The organism is Geothrix sp. (assembly GCF_020622065.1).
Lineage (GTDB): Bacteria > Acidobacteriota > Holophagae > Holophagales > Holophagaceae > Geothrix.
In genome coordinates, this window is record NZ_JAHRYQ010000001.1 from 75884 (window position 1) to 93617 (window position 17734).

Genomic DNA, 17734 nt, shown 5'->3' on the forward strand with positions numbered 1-17734 from the left:
GCTCCTGGATCGGGGCTAGAGGCTCGGCGTGAAACTCACGGTCACGGACACATCCGGCTGGATGGCCGTGGGGCTCTTCAACCGCACTCGGACCGGGTGGTAGAAGGGCGCCGTGTTGGCGACGGGAAGCGTGAGGGCCGCCGTCGAGCCACCGGCTCCCGTGAAGGAGAAGGTCCGGCTGAGCTGAGGCAGGTCCAGGTCGATCTGGCTGGTCGCATCCAGGGCGGGCGAGACGGCCACGGAGAGGATGTAGCGTTTATCGGCGCTCAGGCTGAAGCCGCTGTAGAACACCTCACCCTCGGAGGCGTTCGGGTAGCTTCCGCGCACCTGCACGGCCTTGGCCATGCTGAGGGTGAAGGGGGCCAGCGGGGTGGTCAGGGCGTTGGGATCGGTGCCCCAGCTGGAGACGAACACCGCGGTGGCGCCGGTGGTGGGCCGCGGCCAGGGCACGCCGAAGGGCGTGGTCAGGCTCGTGAGGGTGGCATCGGTGAAGATGGTGACGAGGTCCGCGGGCTCCCCGAGGTTCTTGGATTCCTTGAGCCGGGCGAGCTGGCTGTAGATGTTGAGGGGCTCGGTATCGCGGCCTGTGGCATCGGTGGCGCCGTTGGTGAACCCGACGGGGGCCTGAAAGAACCGGGCGGCCGCGAGGGGGTTGATGCTGTTGGTCCAGGTGGTGGGATTGCCGGGGCTGGCCACGCTGCTGGCCTTGAGGATGATCTCCCAGGCGAGGGCGCGGATGGCCGGCGCGGAATAGGGCGAGAGCTGCGCGGCGCTGAGGCCGGTGATGTTCCGGATGTCGACCGCGGGCGCGGCCAGGGCGGTGCCCTGGGTATCCGCCAAATAGGGGGTCTTCAGGACATTGGCGGCCATGGCCTCGGCCAGCCCTTCGATGCGGGCCATGTCGGGGCTCAGGTCCGTGAGGGCGGCGGCCACGGGGAACAGGGGCGCGAGGGGGGTGGAGAAGGTGCGGGCGTTGTTGCCGGCCCAGAGCAGGTTCCGGGCGAGGAGGGGCAGGATCACCCCTTCGTCGAAGGCATCATCGTTGGCTGGCCCGCCCTGGATCGATCCGAAGTAATGGAGGCTCGAGAGGTAGGCATCAAAGGCCAGGGGGTAGACCGTGCGGTCGTACTCGATGAAGGAGCCGCGCGTCGACGAGACACCCGGGACATAGTGGAGATCCAGCGTGGCGCCGGGGGTGGCCGTTCCATACACGCCCTTGAAGCTGGCGACGGTATCGCCGATGGCAAGGACGCGGCTGCCCGTGCCGGTGGTGCGGCCGGCCAGGGTGGTCTCGTCCACCGGACTGGCGGCGGCGGTGGCCACGAGGCTGCCGCGGTCGTAGGTCGGATTGACCAGCCACCACTTGTCCGAGAGGCCCACGGTGAAATTGACGATGCCGTCCCCGGCGGGGAGGGAGGCGGGGGTGGGGTTGCCCGCGGGGGCGGTGCCATCGAAGGCCTTCCGCATGGCGTAGCGGTACCGGTCGGACTGGGGGACGGTGCTGGCGATGCCGGCGGGGTCCCCGATGAGGTTGACGGAATGGCCGCCTCCGCCATCGAAGGTGCTCATCAGCTCGACCATCAGGGGCTTGTCCTTGGGGACTGCCAGGAGGTAGAGTCCGTTGGCATCCGTGAAGCCGGAGCTCTTAAGGAGCCAGACCGGAGTCTTGGTGACGCCGTCCGGCCCGAGCTGGTCATTGAGCTGGTAGACGCGGATCAACACGCCCCGGGCGGGCTTCGTCTGCAGGTTGGCCGCCACGGAACTGTCCACCAGGCCGGTGGGGACGCCGTTGGCGTCGTTGGCCAGGGGCACCCTCACATAGGTGACGGTGCCGGCGATGTTCACGCTATTGGCCGATGCAGCGTCCTCCTTCTTCTTTCCTCCACAGGCCAGCGCCACGGCCAGAAGGGCAACGGCCCCCAGGGCCCGGAGGGAAGCTCGGTACAGCGGCATGACCACCTCAAAACGGCGAAAGGATCAAGTCTAGCATGGCGCCCAGAGCCGATCCCGCGCCGGGATGGGGGCGGGCGCTTCCTTCCAGTGCCGCAGGCGGGATGGAAGTTCAGCGCCGTGCGCCGGCTCCGATCAGCGTGTTCTGGGCGGCGAGTTCGGAGGAGATCTCCTCTTCATCGTTGAGGACCGGCAGGGGGTTCCGCTGGAGGCCGTCCACCTTGAGCTCGAAGTGGAGGTGGGGACCCGTGGCGTTCCCGGTCCGGCCGACTTCCGCGATCTTCTGGCCCCGACGGACGATGTCGCCTTCCTGGACCAGGTTCAGCTTGTGGTGGGCATACAGGGTGGCGACGCCGTTGCCGTGATCGACCACCACATAGTTGCCGTACTGCTTGTGCCGGCCGGCCATGATCACCTGCCCGTCGAGGGCGGCGAAGACGGCGGCGCCGACGGGGGCGGTCAGGTCGATGCCCCGGTGGCGGCCCTTGTAGCGGACCCGCTTCTTGCGCTGGTTCTTCACCCGCACGGTCTTGGTGCGCATCCGGGGACCCCAGGCGGAGCTGATTGTCCGGGTCTCCACGGGCCAGAGCAGGTCCAGGCGCTCCGGATCGGCCGGGGCGAAGGTGGGCAGCAGGGCCTTCAGCTCGGCCTCGCTGACCGGGGGGAGGACGGACTGCATGCGGGCGAGGAGCTGGGAGGGCGTTCCGGGGGTCTGATGGGTCTCGTCGTGGACGGAGGCCACGGGTCCCGGGGCCGGGACCGCAGCCCGCACCTGATAGGGCAGAAGCCGCTCAAGGTGCGGCATGGGGGCGGGGGGGACCACCGGGGAGAGGGGCAGGGCCGCCAGAGCTGGCCGGGACACGAGCGCGGGAGCCACCGGGACCTCTGAGGGCCCGGCTTCCGCCAGGGTCGGCGTCGCCGGCCGGGCGGCCGGCACCTTCAGGCGGTCCCCGACGGCAAGCTTGCCGAGGTTCCGGCCGGGGTTCAGGGCCTTCAACTCCGCCAGGCTCAAGCCCGTGGCCCGGGCGACCGCGGCGGCGGTCTCACCCTTGCGCATCACATGCACCGAACCCTCTTCCAGGCGGGCTGCCTGGCGGGCGGGGGGTCGCGGAGAAGTCTTCTTGGAGGTCCGCTTCGGTGCGGCCTGAAGGCCGAGGCTGAGGGACGCGAGAACGAGGGTCAGGGCGGCAAGACGCATGGGGGTAACTCCCGGCTGGAACGGAAAAGCCTGCTTCGCTAGGCCTCCTTGGGGGGGTCGTGACCCCGGGTCAGTGATGAATAGGAACAGTCAAGACTCATCCTACCGGGTCGAGGCGGCCTTGAACATGCAAATGTTTTCCAACTGGCTCGGGTGCCAGGCCCGATATGGGGAGGGTCGAGGGGGGAGGGACCTGGAATGCCCGACCTGGCAGGCCCGGTTCAGGGCGCCCAGGGGCACCCCTCCCAGGGCAGGGTGACGGTGCCCCGGCGTCCCCCCTCTTTCCGGAGGAGCCGGGCCGGGCCGACGGCCATGCCGTGGCTCACGGCCTTGAGCATGTCGTAGAGCACCAACAGGCCCACGGTGACGCCGGCCAGGGCTTCCATCTCGATGCCCGTCCGGCCCTCGCAGCTCACGGACACCCGGAGCCAGGCGCGGCGGGTGGCGGGGTCCCAGTGGTGAGTCACCTCCACCGCCTCGATGGCCAGGGGGTGGGCCAGGGGGATCAGGTCCGAGGTGCGCTTGACCCCCCCCACCGCACCCATGCGGGCCACGGACCAGGGGTCGCCCTTGGGGCCACCGCCCCTGGACAAGGCTTCGGCAGCCGGGGCATCCAGCTCCAGGTAGCCGGCCGCCACCGCCATCCGCCGGGTCACGGCCTTGGCGGAGACATCCACCATCTGGGGGCGGCCTTCGGGATCGAGGTGCGTGAGGTCAGCCATCGTCAATCCTCCACCCAGGCCAGGAGGATGTCCCTCAAGGCAGCCGTGTCCGGTGCGAAGGCCCGGGGACCACAGGCGGCCAGCGCCTCCTCGGGGTAGAAGCCGTGGCCCACGGCCAGGCTCGGCACCCCGGCGGCCTTGGCCATGTCCAGGTCGAAGGGGGTGTCGCCCACCATGAGAATGTCCTCGGCGGCGAGGCCCGTCCGAGTCTGCATCAGCTGCAGGGACTCAGGATGGGGTTTACCGTGGGTGACATCGTCGGGGGTGATGATGGGGTCGAAGTAGGCCTCCCAGCCCCACCGGCCCATCTGGCGCAGAAGAGGAACCGTCCGCTTGGAGGTGGCCACGCCCATGCGCTGGCCCCGGGCCCGGAGCTCGTCCAGCAGCTCGGGAATGCCCTCGAAGGGCTGGAGCAGATGCTCGTGCTCGAGGTGGCCGAAGCTGCGATAGGCCTTCAGGACGGTCTCGTTGTCCAGTCCCAGGGGACCGAAGGTGTTCCGGATGCCGGCCTCCACGGGCAGGCCGACATACTTCAGCCACTCGGCCATGACCGACCGGGGCTGACCCAGGGCGTCCAGGGCGTGGGCCATGCCGGCCTCGATGAGGGGGCGGCTGTCCACCAGCGTGCCGTCGAAGTCCCAGGCGATGAGTTTCAAAGAAACCTCCCAGGCTCCATGATGCCAGACCGGGTGGCAGGGCTTGGCCCTGCCACCCGGTCTGGCATCAGGCGGAAGGCAGGTGCAGGGCCTGGATGAAGGTGGCTTCCGTCGCCTTCTGGAGTTCGGTCAGCACGGGGGCTGGCACGGGGGAGTCCACCGAGAGCACCACCATGGCCTCGCCCTTCCGCTCGCGGCGACCCAGGTTCATGAAAGCGATATTGATGTCGTGCTGGCCCAGAACGGTGCCGATCCGTCCGATCATGCCGGGGCGGTCCGTGTAGCTCAGCAGGAGCATGTGCTCCTCGGGCATGAAGTCCATGGCGTAATCCCGGAGCCCCACGATGCGGGGGGTGCCTTCGAAGAGTGTGCCGGACACGGTCCGGGCGCCGTCCGGGCCCTCCAGGGTCAGGGTCACCAGGTTGGAGAAGGCCCCGCCCAGGGTGGACTTGCGCTCTTCCACGACCAGGCCCATGCGCTCGGCCACCAGGCCCGCGTTGACCATGTTCACGGGCTGGTCCGCCACGCGGCCCAGCAGGGCGGCCAGGCCGCTCACCGTGAGCGGGGAGCAGTCGAGGTGGGCGATGGCCCCGCTGAACCCGAAGGTGACCCGGTCCAGGTTGCCCTTCATGAGCTGGAGGCCGAACTCGCCGAGGACAGCCATGAGCTTGAAGTAGGGGCGCATCTGGTCCATGACGGCCGGATCGAAGCGCGGCAGGTTCACGGCGTTCTCCAGGGGGGCGCGGTCCAGGTAGGCGAGGATCTCCTTCGACACATCGATGGCCACATTGACCTGGGCCTCCTGGGTGTTGGCGCCGAGGTGCGGCGTCACCACCAGGCGCTCCTGGGCGATGAGGGCCTTGAGCACCTCGGACTTGGGGGGCTCCTCGGACCACACATCCACGGCCGCCAGGCTCACCTTGCCGGACTGGAGGGCCGCCAGCAGGGCCGGCTCGTCCAGGATGCCGCCCCGGGCCACATTGAGGAGGATGACGCCGTCCTTCATGAGGGCCAGCTGGTCGGGGCCGATCATGCCCCTGGTCTCCTCGTTCAGGGGCGTGTGCACGGTGAGGATGTCGCAGCTGCGGCAGAGGTCGGCCAGGTCCACCAGGCGCACCCCCAGGTCATGGGCCCGCTTGGCGCTGATGTAGGGATCGCAGCCCAGCACCTCGCACTCGAAGGCCTTGAGCCGCGTGGCCACCCGGCCGCCCACCTTGCCCAGGCCGATGACGCCCGCGACCTTGCCCTTCAATTCGACGCCGGTGAACTTCGCCCGCTTCCACTCGCCGCCCTTCAGGCTGGCGTTGGCCGCAGGCACATGCCGGCAGGCGGAGAGGAGGAGGGCCAGGGTGTGCTCGGCTGCGCTGTTGGTGTTGCCGAAGGGGGCATTCACCACGATCACGCCCTTGGAGCTGGCGTAGTCCACATCCACATTGTCGATGCCGACGCCGGCCCGGGCCACGATCTTCAGGTTCGTGGCGGCGTCCAGCAGGGCCTTGTCCACGGTGGTGCCGCTGCGGGTGATGATGGCGTCGTACCCGCCGATGCAGGCATGGAGGGCCTCGACGGACAGGCCCAGGCGGACATCGAGGCTGATGCGCGGGTCCTCCCTCAGGAGGGCTAGACCCTCGCCGGTCACCTCGTCGGTCACGATGATCTTCATGGCGTCCCCCGTCGGGTTCGGATCCAAGTCGGCGTAAAGGGAATCCCTCACCATAGCGGTGAGGGCCCCACGGGACAAGGACGGTTCGGGGGAGGCCGGGCCTATTTCTTGTAGATGCCGGCGCCGAAGATCAGGCCGTCCCAGACCTCGATGTAGCTGGCCTTGGTTTCCTTCTTGCCCGTCTTGGGATTCAGGTACTTGTATTCGTGCCAACCCTTGCCCTTGGTCTTGGCCAGCTTGATCCGTTCCTGCATGTACTCCACGCCATCGGGATCCTTCGCCTTCGACTGGTCGGCGCCCACGAACCTCGCCCCCATGCCGTGAGCAAGGTTCTTCCCATCCATGGTGTTGACAAAGACATAGAGCTCACCGCCATGTTTGCGCAACGAGCCGTCGGGTCGGGTGATCTCCTTGCAGGCGGCGTCCTTGCCGTGAGCCTTGGCGTAGGCGATGGCCTCCTTCACCAGGGCTTCCGCCTCGGCGGGAGTGGCGTTCTGGGCGACCATGGGCATGCACATCACGGGCAGGCAGAGCAGGGCGGCGAGGTTTGGTCGCATGGGACCTCCTTGGATGAGATTCATCTTTCGGCAGGATTCTATGGAAGTTTAAGGATGTCGGCGCCCCCCCCGGGAGGGGCTACCCGCCCAGGTGCGGCGGGGCCAGATCGAAAAGGGACCGGGCCTATTTCTTGTAGATGCCGGCGCCGAAGATCAGGCCGTCCCAGACCTCGATATAGCTGGTCTTGGGCTCCTTCTTCCCATCCTTGGGATTCATGTATTTGTAGTCGTGCCAGCCCTTGCCCTTGGTCTTGGCCAGCTTGACGCGGTCCTCGACGAAGGCCACGCCGTCCGGGTCCTTGGCCTTCATCTGGTTGACCCCGACCTTCGAGGCCCCCTGGCCGTGGGCGAGCACCTTCCCGTCCATGTCGTAGACGAAGACATAGAGTTCGCCGCCGTGCTTGTGGAACCGGCCGCCGACCCGGGTGATCTCCTTGAAGGCCGCCTCCCGGCCGTTGGCCTTGGCGAAGGCGATGGCCTCCTTCACGAGGCTTTCCGTTTCGGCCGGGGTGGCCTCCTGGGCGGCCAGGGTCAGGCAGAGGGCGGGGAGAAGGAGGGCAGAGAGGAAGCGACGGTTCATGACTGCTCCTTGGAAGGATGCGATTCCTTTCGGTCGATTCCGCTGAATCTTGATTGTGGCGCCTAGGTCTCCTGGTCGGGGAGGGGCTCGGGGTCCGTACCGAACACACCTTCCCACCGGGCCACGACCACGCTGGCGAGGCCGTTGCCGATGACATTCACCGTGGTGCGGGCCATGTCCATGATCTCGTCCACGGCCAGCAGCATGGCGATGCCCGCCTCGCCGGGCAGGCCGAAGCTGCCGCAGGTGGCCGCGATGATGACGAGGGTGGCCCGGGGCACGCCGGCCACGCCCTTGCTGGTGAGCATGAAGGTGAAGACCATCAGTAATTGTTGGCCCAGGCTCATGTGGATGCCGGCCGCCTGGGCGATGGTGAGGCTGGCCAGCACCAGGTAGAGGGTGGAGCCGTCCAGGTTGAAGCTGTAGCCCGTGGGGATGACGAAGCTGGCCACCTGGCGCGGGACTCCGAAGCGCACCACCTCCTCCAGGAGCTTGGGCAGGGCGGCCTCGCTGCTGGCGGTGCTGAAGGCGGTCAGCGCCGGGTCCTTGATGGCCTTCACGAAGCCGAGCACCCGGATGCCCGCCAGCCAGGCCACGGGCACGAAGACCAGGACGAACAGCAGGGTCAGGGCCAGGTAGAGGCTCCCCACCAGGAGGCTGTACTGCTTGAGGAGGTGGAACACGGCAGGCCAGCCCTTGATCAGGGCGCCGTTGACGGTGTGGCCTGCCGCCATATGGCTCACATTGTAGGCCATGGCGCCGAAGACACCCAGGGGCGTGAGTTTCATGACGAAGTCCGTGTACTTGAACATGGTCTGCGCCACGCCATCGAAGAAGGCCAGCACCGGCTTGCCGCGTTCGCCCACCTTGGTGAGGGCGATGCCGAAGATCGTCGCGAAGATCACCACGGGGAGGATGTCCCCCTCCGCCGCATGCTGGATGAGGTTCGACGGGAACATGTGGAGGGCGATCTCCCAGCCCGTTTTCGCCTTGGTCGCCGCCACGGCCGCGTGGGCGCCCATGTCCATGGGCAGATGGGCGCCGGGCTTCAGCCAGTTGGCCACGCCCAGGCCGATGAACAGGGCCAGGGTGGTGACGACTTCGAAATAGAGGAGGGCCTTCGCGCCCATGCGGCCCACGGCCCGGATGTCACCGGTTTGTGCGATGCCCACGATGATGGTGGAGAGCAGCAGGGGCACGATCAGGCCCTTGATGAGGCTGATGAAGGCCTTCGACAGGAAGCGGAACGCGTCGTAGGCCCAGGGGTACTGGTCCTGGGGCAGGAACCCGCCCAGCACCACGCCCATGAGCAGACCCACGAAGATCCAGAAGGTGCTGGAGCGGTACCAGGGGCGCTTGACGGTCACAGAAACCTCATGGGAATGGGGCAAGTTTGGCATGGGACATCCCTTCCTAACCTCCGGTAGAATTGAGCTTCATTTTGGAGTCAATGGAATGCCCCAACCCAAGCAATGGAATCTGCTCAACACGCTTTTCCTGACGGGCACGCTGGCCGCGGCGCTGGTGCTGGTGCCCTGGCGGCTGGCCACCTCCGGCCTGGCGTGGAGCGAGGCTCTGGTCTTCCTGGCCATGATCTTCCTCGTGGGCACCTCCATCAGCGGGGGCTACCACCGGCTCTTCAGCCACCGGGCCTACAAGGCCTCCTGGCCCGTGCGCTTCCTCTTCCTGTGCTTCGGCGCCGCCGCTTTCGAGAACTCGGCCCTGAAGTGGGCCAGCGATCACCGGGTGCACCACCAGCATGTGGACACCGAGAGAGACCCCTACCAGATTGGCAAGGGCTTCTGGTACGCCCACTGGACCTGGGTGATGGAGGCCAAGAGCCTGCCGTTGGCCGGGGTGGCGGACCTGGAGAAGGATCCCCTGGTGCGCTGGCAGCACCGGAACCACTTCCTCATCGGGGCCGTGGTGGCTTCGATCCCGCTGGCCATCGGACTGGCCACCGGCAACCTCCTCGGCCACCTGGTCTTCGGCGTGGCGCTGCGCATCGTCATGACGCACCACACCACCTTCTTCATCAACAGCGCGGCCCACATGTTCGGGAGCCGGCCCTACACCGATGCCAACACCGCCCGGGACAACTGGCTGCTGGCGCCCCTCACCTACGGCGAGGGCTACCACAACTTCCACCATCTCTGGCAGTGGGACTACCGCAACGGGGCCCTCTGGTACCAGTGGGACAGCACCAAGTGGCTGCTCAATGTCCTGGCCTGGTTCGGCCTGGTGGGACAGTTCCGGCGCGTTTCCGCGGCGGCCATGACCCGGGCCCGGCTCCACATGGAGGAGAAGCGCCTCCACGAGCGGCTCAGCCTGGCCAGCCCCGGCAGCGCCACCCCCATGCAGGCCCGCCTGGTGGCGGCCCGCCTGAAGCTGGATGCCGCCCTGGCCGCCCTGCACGACCGCCACGAGGCCTGGAACCAGAAGAAGGTGGAATGGCGGGCGAAGGGACTGGCCAAGGCCGAAGTCTGGCGCGAGGCCAAGGCGGAATGGCGGGATTCCATGGCCACCCATCGGGCAGAGCTGAAGGCCGCCTGGGCGGAGTGGCGGGCGGCCCGGCTCGAAGTGCGGTCTGCGCTGGTGTACGCCTAGGCCCGACAGGCCCCCCCGGGCTGTGGGATCATGAATTCCCCGTTCTTTGGAGCGCAGCATGGCTTCCTTCGATCTCATCGTCATCGGTTCCGGCCCCGGCGGGTACATCGCCGCCATCCGCGCGGCGCAGCTGGGCCTGAACACGGCCTTGGTGGAGAAGGATCCCGCGCTGGGGGGCACCTGCCTGCACCGCGGCTGCATCCCGGCCAAGACCTGGCTGGAAAGCGCCCACCGTTTCGAGCAGATGCAGGTGGCCGATGACTATGGCATCGACGGTGTGGACACCAAGGCGCTGAAGCCCAACCTCTCGACCATCGTGAAGCGCAAGGGCCGCATCGTCCTGAAGAACGCCAAGGGCATCGAGTTCCTCATGAAGAAGAACAAGGTGACCGTGCTCAAGGGCCTCGGGAAGCTGCTGGGCGGCGGCAAGGTGGAGGTGGCGGGCGAGGTCCACGAGGCCAAGCGCATCATCCTGGCCACGGGTTCGGCCCCCAAGGACATCCCCGGCCTGGAAACGGATGGCGTTCGAGTGCTCAACAGCGATCACATCCTGGATATGACCGAGCTGCCGAGCCACCTCGTGATCCTGGGCGCGGGCGCCATCGGCGTGGAGTTCGCCTCGGTGTTCAGCCGCCTGGGCTCCAAGGTGACGCTGGTGGAGTTCATGGACACGATCCTGCCCCTCGAAGACGAGGACATCGGCCTCGAGCTGACCAAGATCTTCCGCAAGACCTACAAGATCGATGTGCGCACCAAGACCAAGATCACCCGCATCGAGAAGCGGGCGGACGGCGTGGTGTGCCACCTGGAGGGCGAGACGCCGGGCGAGGTGGTGGGCAGCCACCTGCTGGTGGCCGTGGGCCGCGCCCCCCGCGTGGAGGGCATCGGTCTGGAGAAGACCAAGGCCCAGGTGGACCGCGGCTGCGTCGTGATCGACAAGTTCATGCAGACCGGCGAGCCCGGCCTCTACGCCATCGGCGACATCGTGCGCACCCCCTGGCTGGCCCATGTGGCCAGCGACGAGGGCATCGTGGCCGCCGAGCATGCGGCCCAGAGCCTGGGCAAGGACGCGCATCCCCATCCGGTGCGCTACGACCGCTTCCCCGCCTGCACCTACTGCGATCCCGAGGTGGGCACCGTGGGGCTCAGCGAGAAGGCCGCCAAGGCCAAGGGCCATGAGGTGCAGGTGGGCACCTTCCCCTTCGCGCCCATGGCCAAGGCCAACATCGTGGGCGAGCCCCACGGCTTCATCAAGATCGTGGCCGACAAGAAGTACGGCGAGATCCTCGGCATCCACATCCTGGGCCCCAAGGCCACGGAGCTGGTGGCCTCCAGCGTGGCCCTCATGGGCGGCGAGTTCACCGTGAACGAGCTGATCAACACCATGTACCCCCACCCCAGCCTCAACGAGGTGTTCCCCGAGGCGGCGCGGGCCGTCTACGGGCGCGCCCTGAACATGTAGGGGCGAAGCCCGGAGGACTGGCCTGCCGGGCTTCTGTCGGCTCCCTGCCGGAGATTGGTCGGCCAGGTAGTCCTTTATACCTAGAACTCCCTGCATCAATGGGTGGGACTCCCCATGGGCTGGGGAGGGATGGGCCCGTAACTTAAGGCTCCATCCCCCCGAGGAGGCTGCCGTGAATAGGCCTCGACCCCAATCCATCCTCCGGACCGCCCTGCTTGCGGCAGGCCTTGCCGCGGGACCCTCGACGGTCCCCCTGGGGGCGGAGCCCCCCATGCTGGGCGTCAGTCCCGCCCTGACCAAGTATGTGGATCCGCTGCCGGTTCCCCCCGCCGCGACACCCCGATTCGTGCGCGGGTTCTCGGAACGGGCGGACTTCTACGAGATCGCCATGACCCAGCACCAGCACCAGTTCCACTCGGAACTCGGGCCGGCGACGGTGTGGACCTATGGCATGAAGGGCCAGCCCGGCATCTACCTGGGACCCACGATCGTGGCCCACCGGGACCGTCCGGTGATCGTGAAGTGGATCAACCAGCTTCCCAACGACCCGGACACCTTCCCGCTCAAAGACTCCATCGACCCGACGATCATGGGCGCGGACCTGCCGACCGGCCGCGCCATCCCCCATCTCCACGGCGGCAAGACCGCGGCCCGCTTCGACGGCACCCCCGGCCAGTGGTGGACCGCCACGGGACAAAAGGGACCGGATTTCGTCACGGACACCTTCACCTACACGAACGAGCAGCCCGCGGCCCTTCTCTGGTACCACGACCATTCCATGGGCGCCACCCGGTTCAACCCCTACCTGGGGCTTGCGGCGGCGTACCTGATCTTCGACAAGATCGATACGGGGACGACCATCAACGGCCAGAAGGTGCCCTCCGGCAACTACCACCTCCCGATCGTCCTCCAGGACAAGGTCTTCAACCCGGACGGCACGCTGTTCTACCCCACCCAGGGCAACAACGCCGTCCACCCGATCTGGGTGCCCGAATTCTTCGGTGATACCCCCGTGATCAACGGCAAGGCCTATCCGCGCCTGGATGCCGAGCCGCGGCGCTACCGGCTCCGGCTCCTGAACGGCTCCCAGGCCCGGTTCTACGACCTGACCTTCGACCATGACGGAACCGCGCTGCCCTTCCATGTGATCGGCTCCGAGCAGGGTCTGCTGCCCGCGGCGGTCCAGAAGACGAACCTGCTGATCGCGCCCGGGGAGCGCTTCGATGTCATCGTGGACTTCACAGGTCTTCCGCTGGGCACCAAGATCACGGTGAAGAACTCGGCCCTGGCGCCCTATCCCGACGGCGGGATGTCCGACATCCCGGAGCTGATGCAGATCGCGGTCAACACCCCGCTGGCGGGCGCCGATCTCAGCGTGCCCGGGGCCGCCCTGAAGCTGCCGGCGGTGCCCCGCCTGATCCCCACCCCCCACCTGGCGCACCGGGAAGTGGTGGGCCAGGAGACCGCCGACCCTGCCACGGACACGCCGATCGGGGTGAAGTTCAACGGCTACGGCTCCATGGATCCGACCACCGATTTCATCAAGGCCGGATCGACGGAGACCTGGGAGTGGATCAACCTCACCGGGGACGCGCACCCCATGCACATCCACCTGGTGTCCTTCCAGGTCCTGGACCGGCAGCCCTTCGATGTGGATGGCTACGAAGCCGCCTGGAACGCCTATCTGGCGTCGGGGCGCCTGCCCGCCCTGAAGCCGGTCCTCAGCACCTTCCTCACCCTGGGCCCGCCCGTCCCTCCGGCCCCCGAGGAGATGGGCGGCAAGGACACCGTGAAGGCCTACCCGGGTTTCGTCACGAGGGTCCGGGCCAAGTTCGAGCTCCCCTGGACTTCGGCGCTGGACATGGATTTCAGGACCCGGTCCTTCGGCACCTATGTGTACCACTGCCACATCCTCGAGCACGAGGAGAACGACATGATGCGGCCGTTCGAGATCACCTTCTGAGAGCTCGAAGCCCTGGACCGGAAGGCCGCACCAGCGGCCTTCCGGCCGTTCGGAGGGTGTCGGGCCCCAGGGACCCTTCCGCCGATTGGATCCTCAGCAGCGCGCACAGAAATGGGGCGGCGCGGGCAGCTGTGCCAGCCGCTCGAAGGCCAGCTCCCAGGCCCCCACAGGCCCGCGGAAGGCGGCGGCCTCCCGCGTGAGGGTCCGCAGCGCATGCAGCGGCGTGGGATCTCCGGGCATGGGCAGGACGGGGATGGGCTGGCCCAGGGCTGTCCGCAGCGCTGATCGGAGGGCTTCGGTGAGCGGCGTGGATTCCGGCAGCACCAGGGGCGGTACGCGCAGCTCCGCTCCGGCGGGCACGGGCACGCCGGGCCAAAGGTCCACTTCGAAGCCGCCGCGCTCGGCGTGATCCGGCGTCTCGCGCCACTCCGGCCGCCGGAAGGTCATCTTGCGGCGGGCCTTGTCCCAGTCCGGCAGGAAGCGCTTCAGATCCGTCTTCTCGAGGGGTCCCATGGGGGCCTTCTCCAGGGCCACGGGGACGGGCCGCGCCAGACGGCCCGGCAGGCGCCGTACGAGCATGGGCTTCCCCGCCAGCCAGGGCAGGCCCGCGTCGAGGGCGCAGACCAGGGCGCCCAGGCGGCGGCGGTGGAGGGCCAGGGCTGCCGCCAGGTCCGGATCCGCCATGTCCGAGTCCGACAGCGGGAGCAGGCCGAGGACATTCAGGGCCACGCCCCGGGCCTGGACGGCGTCCGCCGCCTCCAGCGGCTCCCGCAGGTCGGCCGCCGTCCGCCCCAGCACCAGGACCTGGGGCAGGCCGTGGCCCTGGATCCGTTCCGCCAAGACGAGACTCCCTCCTGGGGCGGTGAGCAGGGACCCCCCTAGGTCGGCGGCAAGCTGCAGGGCCTGGGGGTTCATTCGGGGGCCTTTCGGGGAGGCTTCTCGGGGCCGAGGCGCCCCTCCCGCTGGAGGGCCTGCCGCAGCAGGAATTCGATGTGCCCGTTGAGGCTGCGCAGATCCTCGCTGGCCCAGCTCTGCAGCTTGGCCAGCAGCTCCGGATCCATCCGGAGGAGGAAGGGTTTGCGTTCAGCCACTTCGGAACCTCAATGGTACAGAGTGCCCGCATTCACCACGGGATTGGCCGCGCGCTCGCTGCAGAGCACCACCAGCAGGTTGGACACCATGGCGGCCTTGCGCTCCTCGTCGAGGCGCACGGTGCCCTTCTGCTCGAGCAGTTCCAGGGCCATCTCGACCATGCCCACAGCCCCCTCCACGATCTTCTGGCGGGCGGCGATGATGGCCGAGGCCTGCTGGCGCTGCAGCATGGCCTGGGCGATCTCCGGCGCGTAGGCCAGGTGGCTGATGCGGGCGTCCTGCACCTCGACGCCGGCCTGCGAAAGGACGCGCTGGAGTTCCTGCTTCAGCTTGGCAGCCACCTCGTCCATGCTGCCGCGCAGGGAGCGCTGCCCCTCCTCGTGGGCATCGTAGGGGAAGTGGGAGGCCAGGGCCCGCAACGCCGCCTCGCTCTGGACCGTCACATACTTCTCGCAGTCCTCCACCTCGAACAGGGCCTCCGCCGTGTCCACCACCCGCCAGACGACGATGGCGGCGATCTCCACGGGGTTGCCGTCCAAGTCGTTCACCTTCAGACGCTGGCTCTCGAAGCTGCGCACCTTGGTGCTGATCTTCCGTTTGGTGAGGAACGGGTTGGCCCAGGCCATGCCCGCCGAGCGCACGGTGCCGCGGTAGGCCCCGAACAGCTGCAGGGCGGCTGCATCGTTGGGGTTCACCACGAACAAGCCCGTCAGTACGAAGAGGCCGAGCACCAGTACGGGCACGGTGTAGAAAAAGCGACCGGAGTCGTTCTGCAGACCGCCCTGGATCGTCAGGGCCAAGGCCCCCAGGACCACCAGCAGATCCAGCAGCAGGATGGGCAGGCCGGGAAAGGCAAACGCCGGGCGTTCCTTGAGCATGGGATCCTCCAAGAGATCTCAATGTGATATCACATTGGTATCGTGTCAAGCCCTGCCCGGACCCCGGGGCGGATCCCTCCGCCTATGCTGGGGGGTCAGGAGGACGACATGGATCTGGGCATTCGCGGCAAGGTGGCCATGGTGGCGGCGGGCAGCAAGGGATTGGGCCGGGCCGCAGCCCTGGCCCTGGGGGCCGAGGGCTGCGCCGTGTCGATCTGCGGACGCAGTGCCGAGGCGCTGCAGGCGGCGAAGACCGAGCTGGAGGCGCTGGGGGTGCCTGCCCTGGCGGTGGTGGCGGATGTCGCCAAGGCGGAGGACCTGGCCCGGTGGCATCAGGCCACGGCTTCGGTCCTGGGCGCCGTGGACATCCTGGTCACCAACACGGGCGGTCCCAAGGCGGCCACCTTCGAGGGGCTTACCGATGCAGACTGGGCCGATGGGGTGGAATCCACCCTCCTGAACGCGGTGCGCATGACCCGCCTGGTGCTGCCCGGGATGAAGGCCCGGAAGTGGGGGCGCATCATCCACATCACCAGCCTGGTGGCCAAGCAGCCCTATCCCCTGCTCACCATCAGCTCCACCCTGCGGGCTGGGCTGTCCGGCCTGACGCGCACCCTCGCCATGGAAACCGCCGCCGACGGCATCACCGTCAACGCCCTGCTCCCGGGCCACATCATGACGGATCGGCAGCATCATCTGGCCGAGGTGAAATCCAAGGCCGAGGGCATCACCGTGTCCGAGCACTTCGCCCGCCAGGCGGCCGCCATCCCCGCGAAGCGCATCGGGGAACCCGCCGAGATCGGAGCCGTCATCGCCTTCCTGTGCAGCGGCCCCGCGAGCTATGTCACGGGTCAGAGCCTGCTGGTGGACGGCGGGCTGGTGCAAGGGACCTTCTGACGCGAGAACGCCGGCCTGAAGGCCGGCGTTCTTAGGAAGGAAACAGCTCAGCGCTTGATTCCGCTCACCGTCTCGAAGTAGTGGGCGAAGGCCGCCATGCCGCCGGAGGCCTGCTCCCAGTCGTAGTTCTCGTTGGGGGCGTGGTAGCCGTGGCTGGGCAGGCTGAGGCCCAGGAAGAACACCTCGCAGCCCAGGATGTCCTCCATGGTCTTCACGGCGCCGATGCTGCCGCCTTCGCGGGTGAAGGAACAGGGCGCGTCGAAGGCGAAGCGGTAGGCGTCCTTGATGGCCTCGGCGTAGGGGCCCGTGACATGGCCCTTGAAGGGGGCCAAGCCGTGCTCCTCGTGGAACTGCACATCGGGGAAGTGTTTGGTCACGAAGGCGCGGATCAGGTCGATGGTCTTGTGCTCATCCATGTCCGGCACCAGCCGGCAGCTCAGCTTCACCTCGGCGCGGGGCGGCACGGCGCTCTTGATGCCGGGGCCCGTGTAGCCGCCCACCACGCCGTGGACTTCCATCGTGGGCCGGCCCCACACGCGCTTCATGACCTTGATGGGATCCTCCGTGCGCATGCCGGTGATCATGTGGTCCTTCTTGAAGGTCTCCACGCTGAAGCCTGCATGGGCCCACTCTTCCAGCTCCTGCTTGGAGGGCTTCACCACATCGTCGTAGAAGCCGGGGATCAGCACCTTGCCCGTCTCGCCGTCCATCATGGTGGCCACCACCTTGATGAGCTCGGCCAGGGGGTTGCGGGCCGCACCGCCCACCACGCCGCTGTGCAGATCGTGGTCGGCGGTCTCCAGGGTCAGGCGGAAGCCTTTGAGGCCCCGCAGGCCCGCGGGGGTGCTGGGCTTGCCGCGGGTGATCCAGACCGTGTCGCTCACCACGATGGCATCGGTCTTCAAGCGGTCCTTATGACGGTTCAGGCCGCCCTCGAAACTGGGGGATCCGATTTCCTCTTCCAGTTCCCACAGGAAGTGGATGTTGAGGGGCACGCCCGCCCGTCGGGCCGCCAGGGCGCCGAAGAGGGCCGTCACCGCAGGACCCTTGTCGTCCGTGCTGCCGCGGCCCCGGTAGGTGTCCCCGTCCACCACGAAGGTGAAGGGCTCCGCCGTCCACTCGGGCTCGTTGGCGGGCTGGACATCCATGTGATTGTAGACGGTGATGGTGGACTGGCTGGGGTCCTCGCCGAACCAGCCGTGGATGAGCGGATTGCCGCTGGTCTCAAGGATCTCGGCCTTGCCGCCGTGCCGCTCGAAGAGGGCGCGGGCGGCCTCGGCGCAGCGCCGCACATCGCCCTGGCGGGCCGGGTCCGCGCTGATGGAGGGGATCTCCACCAGGGTTTTCAGCTCCGCCTCGAAAGCCGCACGGCTTTCGCTGGCGAACTGGCCCAGGGCCTCGCGGGTGAGAAGGGAAGGATTCATGGATGCTCCGGAGATTAGGGATCCCATCATCCCACGGCCCGAAGTGTTGTCTATAAATGGACCTACGGGTCGCCCATCCCCCGCC

Annotated in this window: 16 protein-coding genes; 4 read left to right on the forward strand and 12 right to left on the reverse strand. The window is 67.8% G+C overall.

What is annotated here, in order from left to right; genetic code table 11:
- Window positions 1-15 precede the first annotated feature (15 nt).
- The 8 genes from QZ647_RS00400 to QZ647_RS00435 all read right to left on the reverse strand — a co-directional run bounded on the left by QZ647_RS00400 (window position 16) and on the right by QZ647_RS00435 (window position 8693).
- On the reverse strand, window positions 16-1953 hold the full coding sequence (locus QZ647_RS00400; RefSeq protein ID WP_291270289.1) for a hypothetical protein: 1938 nt from the start codon (window positions 1951-1953) through the stop codon (window positions 16-18).
- Between the two features lie 109 nt (window positions 1954-2062).
- The gene (locus QZ647_RS00405; protein ID WP_291270290.1) at window positions 2063-3148 is read right to left on the reverse strand and encodes a M23 family metallopeptidase; all 1086 of its coding nucleotides are present in this window, start codon (window positions 3146-3148) and stop codon (window positions 2063-2065) included.
- A gap of 221 nt (window positions 3149-3369) precedes the next feature.
- On the reverse strand, window positions 3370-3870 hold the full coding sequence (moaC, locus tag QZ647_RS00410; RefSeq protein WP_291270291.1) for a cyclic pyranopterin monophosphate synthase MoaC: 501 nt from the start codon (window positions 3868-3870) through the stop codon (window positions 3370-3372).
- Between the two features lie 2 nt (window positions 3871-3872).
- Complete coding sequence (locus QZ647_RS00415) at window positions 3873-4526, reverse strand: HAD family hydrolase (protein ID WP_291270292.1); 654 nt, start codon at window positions 4524-4526, stop codon at window positions 3873-3875.
- A gap of 67 nt (window positions 4527-4593) precedes the next feature.
- The gene (serA, locus tag QZ647_RS00420) at window positions 4594-6189 is read right to left on the reverse strand and encodes a phosphoglycerate dehydrogenase (protein WP_291270293.1); all 1596 of its coding nucleotides are present in this window, start codon (window positions 6187-6189) and stop codon (window positions 4594-4596) included.
- 101 nt (window positions 6190-6290) lie between these two features.
- Window positions 6291-6746: a cache domain-containing protein gene (locus QZ647_RS00425; RefSeq protein WP_291270294.1), complete on the reverse strand. Its 456-nt coding sequence runs from the start codon at window positions 6744-6746 to the stop codon at window positions 6291-6293.
- Window positions 6747-6870: 124 nt separating this feature from the next.
- Window positions 6871-7326: a cache domain-containing protein gene (locus QZ647_RS00430; RefSeq protein WP_291270295.1), complete on the reverse strand. Its 456-nt coding sequence runs from the start codon at window positions 7324-7326 to the stop codon at window positions 6871-6873.
- Between the two features lie 62 nt (window positions 7327-7388).
- Window positions 7389-8693, reverse strand: a complete 1305-nt coding sequence (locus QZ647_RS00435) for a cation:dicarboxylase symporter family transporter (protein ID WP_291270296.1) — start codon at window positions 8691-8693, stop codon at window positions 7389-7391.
- 88 nt (window positions 8694-8781) lie between these two features.
- On the opposite strand from QZ647_RS00435, the gene QZ647_RS00440 reads away from it, so the two are divergent.
- The 3 genes from QZ647_RS00440 (at window position 8782) to QZ647_RS00450 (ending at window position 13358) form a co-directional block, all read left to right on the forward strand.
- On the forward strand, window positions 8782-9933 hold the full coding sequence (locus QZ647_RS00440; protein WP_291270297.1) for an acyl-CoA desaturase: 1152 nt from the start codon (window positions 8782-8784) through the stop codon (window positions 9931-9933).
- 58 nt (window positions 9934-9991) lie between these two features.
- A complete protein-coding gene (lpdA, locus tag QZ647_RS00445) occupies window positions 9992-11395 on the forward strand; it encodes a dihydrolipoyl dehydrogenase (protein WP_291270298.1) in 1404 nt (467 codons plus the stop codon).
- Between the two features lie 172 nt (window positions 11396-11567).
- Window positions 11568-13358, forward strand: coding sequence for a multicopper oxidase (locus QZ647_RS00450; protein WP_291270299.1), 1791 nt, complete (start codon window positions 11568-11570; stop codon window positions 13356-13358).
- 93 nt (window positions 13359-13451) lie between these two features.
- On the opposite strand, the gene QZ647_RS00455 is transcribed toward QZ647_RS00450, so the two are convergent.
- The 3 genes from QZ647_RS00455 to QZ647_RS00465 form a co-directional block, all read right to left on the reverse strand.
- Complete coding sequence (locus QZ647_RS00455) at window positions 13452-14198, reverse strand: hypothetical protein (protein WP_291270300.1); 747 nt, start codon at window positions 14196-14198, stop codon at window positions 13452-13454.
- Between the two features lie 71 nt (window positions 14199-14269).
- The gene (locus tag QZ647_RS00460) at window positions 14270-14449 is read right to left on the reverse strand and encodes an Arc family DNA-binding protein (protein ID WP_291270301.1); all 180 of its coding nucleotides are present in this window, start codon (window positions 14447-14449) and stop codon (window positions 14270-14272) included.
- 9 nt (window positions 14450-14458) lie between these two features.
- Complete coding sequence (locus QZ647_RS00465; RefSeq protein ID WP_291270302.1) at window positions 14459-15328, reverse strand: SPFH domain-containing protein; 870 nt, start codon at window positions 15326-15328, stop codon at window positions 14459-14461.
- Window positions 15329-15436: 108 nt separating this feature from the next.
- Here QZ647_RS00465 and QZ647_RS00470 point away from each other — a divergent pair, with 108 nt between their 5' ends.
- On the forward strand, window positions 15437-16225 hold the full coding sequence (locus QZ647_RS00470) for an SDR family oxidoreductase (RefSeq protein WP_291270303.1): 789 nt from the start codon (window positions 15437-15439) through the stop codon (window positions 16223-16225).
- Window positions 16226-16272: 47 nt separating this feature from the next.
- Here QZ647_RS00470 and QZ647_RS00475 read toward each other — a convergent pair whose 3' ends face one another.
- The gene (locus QZ647_RS00475) at window positions 16273-17649 is read right to left on the reverse strand and encodes a M20/M25/M40 family metallo-hydrolase (RefSeq protein WP_291270304.1); all 1377 of its coding nucleotides are present in this window, start codon (window positions 17647-17649) and stop codon (window positions 16273-16275) included.
- Between the last annotated feature and the right edge of the window lie 85 nt (window positions 17650-17734).